6 protein-coding genes are annotated in these 4,237 nt (G+C 41.6%); all 6 read left to right on the top strand.

The features are described from left to right. Positions 1-201, top strand: a 201-nt coding sequence (locus ACP45E_RS14950) for a hypothetical protein (RefSeq protein WP_141707353.1), incomplete at its 5' end; no start/stop codon positions are given. Beyond that, positions 201-395, top strand: coding sequence for a cbb3-type cytochrome oxidase assembly protein CcoS (gene ccoS, locus ACP45E_RS14945; RefSeq protein ID WP_017034273.1), 195 nt, complete (start codon positions 201-203; stop codon positions 393-395). The genes ACP45E_RS14950 and ccoS, both read left to right, overlap by 1 nt. Further along, positions 395-1,069: a sulfite exporter TauE/SafE family protein gene (locus ACP45E_RS14940; protein ID WP_017038599.1), complete on the top strand. Its 675-nt coding sequence runs from the start codon at positions 395-397 to the stop codon at positions 1,067-1,069. The genes ccoS and ACP45E_RS14940 overlap by 1 nt, the downstream gene beginning before the upstream one ends. A gap of 88 nt (positions 1,070-1,157) precedes the next feature. After that, a complete protein-coding gene (locus ACP45E_RS14935) occupies positions 1,158-1,904 on the top strand; it encodes an FNR family transcription factor (RefSeq protein ID WP_017034275.1) in 747 nt (248 codons plus the stop codon). A gap of 133 nt (positions 1,905-2,037) precedes the next feature. Next, positions 2,038-2,985: a universal stress protein UspE gene (gene uspE, locus ACP45E_RS14930; protein ID WP_017034276.1), complete on the top strand. Its 948-nt coding sequence runs from the start codon at positions 2,038-2,040 to the stop codon at positions 2,983-2,985. 177 nt (positions 2,986-3,162) lie between these two features. Next, on the top strand, positions 3,163-4,095 hold the full coding sequence (ttcA, locus tag ACP45E_RS14925) for a tRNA 2-thiocytidine(32) synthetase TtcA (protein ID WP_017038598.1): 933 nt from the start codon (positions 3,163-3,165) through the stop codon (positions 4,093-4,095). The last annotated feature ends 142 nt before the right edge of the window (positions 4,096-4,237 follow it).

The raw sequence follows: 4,237 nt of genomic DNA, 5'->3' as shown, positions 1-4,237 counted from the left end.
TTGGAGGCTCGTGAACTCGCACTATCTACGCGTAAGATCATTCGCGAAAATTTAGCATGGTCTCTTGGGTACAATGTGTTGATTCTGCCGTTAGCGGTGGCCGGGTTAGTTGCACCTTACATTGCTGTGCTTGGAATGTCCGGAAGTTCAATCATCGTAGTATCCAATTCATTGCGCTTACTAAAAGAGCATAAGAAATAATGGAAAGTTTGTATTTGCTTATCCCTATCGCCATCGTCCTTGTTTGTATTGCCGTGGCGGTTTTTCTTTGGGCTGTGAAAAGTGATCAGTTTGAAGATCTAGAAAGACAGGGTCACAATATTTTGTTTGATGATGATAAGTCAGAAAACGACAAAAAAATTCGAGACAAAACCCCAAGTAAGGGTGAGAAATAATGTCTATCGACTGGATTGGCGCCTTCTTTATTGGTCTCGTTGGTGCGGGTCATTGCATGGGCATGTGTGGTGGTCTAGCCTCTGCGCTTAGTATTGGTCAGCAGAGGCCTTCAGCTGTCATTCCCTTGTATTATAATATCGGTAGATTATTGAGCTACTCGGTTATTGGTGCGCTCATTGGTAGTGCTGTTTCTTCCTTGGTTGAGTTTAGCCAGCTTAACCAGGCCCTCGCTTGGTTACGACTTGTTGCTGCTCTATTCATGATTATACTCGCGTTGTATGTGGGTCGATGGTGGTTTGGATTGTTGGCCTTTGAGAAGTTAGGGCAACACTTTTGGAAGTACATATCACCTCTTGGTAAATCTTTATTACCGTTAAAAAAACCACTTCATGCTCTGCCCTTTGGATTTGTCTGGGGGTGGTTACCCTGTGGTCTAGTTTACTCTATGTTGACATGGGCAGCGGTGTCCGGCAGCGCAATGAACGGTGCATTAATCATGCTTTGTTTTGGGCTCGGAACATTGCCTGCCATGCTCTTAATTGGTTACAGCGCAAGTCACTTGAAAAGAATACAACAATCGACATTATTTCGTAGCGTTGGAGCCGGGCTTATTCTCGGTTATGGCGTGTACACGGGTTATGGCGCATTAATGATTTTATCATTTAGTTTTTAAGCGTGTGATTTAGTTTGTTTTTTTTAACTACCCTTTAATGTTAAGCGGTGGTAAAATATTGATGTATATCAAATTGTGAAAGGTTGTTATGATTTCTGAAAAGCCAGCTACAAAGCGCATTCAATCTGGCGGTTGTGCTATCCACTGTCAAGATTGCAGTATTAGCCAGCTGTGTATTCCATTTACACTGAGCGAATCAGAGCTTGATCAGCTCGACCAAATCATCGAACGGAAAAAGCCTATCCAAAAAGGACAGGAACTTTTTAAAGCCGGTGACGAGTTGAAGTCTTTGTATGCTATTCGTTCTGGAACGATAAAGAGTTATACAATTACAGAGCAAGGTGATGAACAAATTACAGCGTTTCATTTGGCGGGTGATTTAGTGGGTTTTGATGCCATTACTGATGATTGCCATCCAAGCTTTGCTCAGGCACTTGAAACCTCAATGGTGTGTGAAATCCCTTACGATATCCTTGATGACCTTTCCGGGAAAATGCCAAAGCTTCGCCAACAAATCATGCGTTTGATGAGCAATGAGATTAAAGGCGATCAAGAAATGATTCTTCTGCTCTCAAAGAAGAACGCAGAAGAAAGGTTAGCCGCTTTTTTATACAACCTATCTACCCGCTTTTCACAACGTGGATTTAGCCCAAGAGAGTTCCGACTAACCATGACTCGCGGTGATATCGGTAACTACTTAGGTTTAACCGTTGAAACAATTAGTCGTCTATTGGGCCGTTTTCAGAAGGCTGATATTTTAAGTGTTAAAGGCAAATACATTACTATTGTTGATCACGATGCACTAATGAAGCTTGCTGGCGTAACAACAGAATAGTAAGTAACTTCAATGACGTAGCTAATTGATGAGCTGCGTCATACTTCCACAACCTTTCCTCTTTTTTTCTCATACCTCTCCTCATATCTGCGCTACATTAGTTATATAGTCGAAAACAAATTAGGGTGTCCGTATGAGTATCTACAATAAGATTTTGGTGGTTGCCGACATCAATAACGACCAGCAACCAGCGCTAGCAAGAGCCATACAGCTGGCTTCAAAAAGTACCTCTACAAGCCACGTTATGTTTTTCTTATCTATCTATGATTTTTCATACGATATGACGTCTATGCTCTCATCTGACGAACGCGATGCAATGAGAAAAGGCGTCATCCATCAACGTGAACAGTGGATGAAAAAAGTGGCTGAGCCTTATCTTGAAAACGATATTGAATTTGAGATTAAAGTGGTGTGGCATAACCGACCTTATGAAGCGATCATTGCGGAAGTATTTGCTGGCTCTCATGATATCCTTATTAAAGGAACGCGAACGCACGATATTCTTGAATCTGTTATTTTCACGCCAACCGACTGGCACTTACTAAGAAAATGCCCTTCCCCTGTGTTGCTGGTTAAAAATGAGTTTTGGCCTGATGACGCGAATATTATCGCCTCAGTTCATGTAGGGTCCGAAAATGAAGCGCATAGTGATCTCAATGACAGAATGGTTAAGCAACTTCAAAATCTTTCTGAGCGACTCAATACGAATTCTTACCTTGTTAATGCCTACCCGATCACGCCCGCAAACATTACCATCGAATTGCCAGAGTTTGATCCAAGTACTTACACCGATGCGGTGCGAGGCCATCACTTAACCTCAATGAAAGCACTGCGACAAAAACATGGTATGGATGAAGAACAAACGATTGTCGAACAAGGACTACCTGAAGACATCATTCCAGAGGTCGCTAATAGGCTAAATGCTGCCATGGTTATTTTAGGGACTACGGGCAGAACAGGCTTGTCGGCTGTTTTTATCGGCAATACCGCGGAGCATGTTATTGATAAGATCAATTGCGATGTGCTTGCGTTGAAACCCCATGGCTACATCAGCCCTCTTGACCCACAAACATCGATCTAAACTGAGTTTATTTCTGACAAAGAGTAGATTGACTAACAACGCCTTCTGATTTTGCAAAGTGACAAATGGCATAATCTGCAAGGCGTTTTTCTTGGTTGATTCAATCAGAATTACTAGCATCTATCCAATTTATCCGTATCATACGCACTTCATTTTGGTTTTGAGATTTTACAGCAGATGCCTGAACAGACCCAAGAGCTTACACCAGCTCAGAGAAACAACTTCAATAAATTACAAAAACGTATTCGCCGAAATACAGGTCAGGCCATTGCTGACTTTAATATGATTGAAGATGGCGACCGAATCATGGTTTGCCTATCAGGCGGGAAAGACAGCTTTACTATGCTCGATATTTTGATGAGCTTAAAAAAAAGCGCCCCTGTTAATTTTGAGCTGATTGCTGTTAATTTAGACCAAAAACAACCCGGTTTTCCTGGCCATATTCTTCCTGAGTATTTAGAAAATCTGGGTGTAGAGTATAAAATTGTTGAAGAAGATACCTACTCCATTGTTAAAGATAAAGTACCAGAGGGCAAAACGACATGTTCTCTCTGCTCTCGCCTTCGTCGTGGTATTTTGTATAAAACGGCAAAAGAGTTAGGGGCAACCAAGATAGCACTAGGCCACCATAGAGATGACATCATCGAAACGCTATTTTTGAACATGTTTCACGGTGGTAAATTGAAATCCATGCCTCCAAAGCTGGTTTCAGACAACGGTGAGCATGTCGTTATTCGCCCATTAGCGTACTGTCGAGAAAAGGATATTATCAAGTACTCAATGATGTGTGATTACCCAATCATACCGTGTAATTTGTGTGGCTCTCAGCCTAATTTGCAACGTCAGAATATTAAACAGATGCTCAATGCCTGGGATAAGCAGTTCCCTGGTAGAATTGAAACCATGTTCACCGCTATGCAAAATGTCGTTCCTAGCCATCTTGCTGATCATCAACTGTTTGATTTCAAATCTATCGACCGAGATTCAGGGGTTATTAATGGTGGTGACATCGGTTTTGACAAGCCTGAGATCCCAAGTATGGCCTTGGAAGACAGCGATATTGTCACTGAATTTGATCCAAGCCTAGCGCTTAAAGTCACCAATATTTAAATGACTAAGTGATACAGATAAAAAAATAGCGGCTATTTAGCCGCTATTTTTTTAATCAGAAACGAATTTTATCAGCAGTTCGTATCTTTTAGACACCGGTTATTTGAAAATGAACATTATTTGGAGATCGGAAGAGAGGTTC

Source organism: Vibrio genomosp. F10 str. 9ZD137, from assembly GCF_049974785.1.
GTDB lineage: Bacteria > Pseudomonadota > Gammaproteobacteria > Enterobacterales > Vibrionaceae > Vibrio.
Note: the sequence above shows the minus strand (reverse complement) of the source record. Positions and strands in the feature narration are given on the sequence as shown.

Excerpts from the sequence above, each read along its gene's own strand:
- ccoS (WP_017034273.1), top strand. The coding sequence starts at position 201 with ATGGAAAGTTTGTATTTGCTTATCCCTATCGCCATCGTCCTTGTTTGT.
- ACP45E_RS14940 (WP_017038599.1), top strand. The coding sequence starts at position 395 with ATGTCTATCGACTGGATTGGCGCCTTCTTTATTGGTCTCGTTGGTGCG.
- ACP45E_RS14935 (WP_017034275.1), top strand. The coding sequence starts at position 1,158 with ATGATTTCTGAAAAGCCAGCTACAAAGCGCATTCAATCTGGCGGTTGT.
- uspE (WP_017034276.1), top strand. The coding sequence starts at position 2,038 with ATGAGTATCTACAATAAGATTTTGGTGGTTGCCGACATCAATAACGAC.
- ttcA (WP_017038598.1), top strand. The coding sequence starts at position 3,163 with ATGCCTGAACAGACCCAAGAGCTTACACCAGCTCAGAGAAACAACTTC.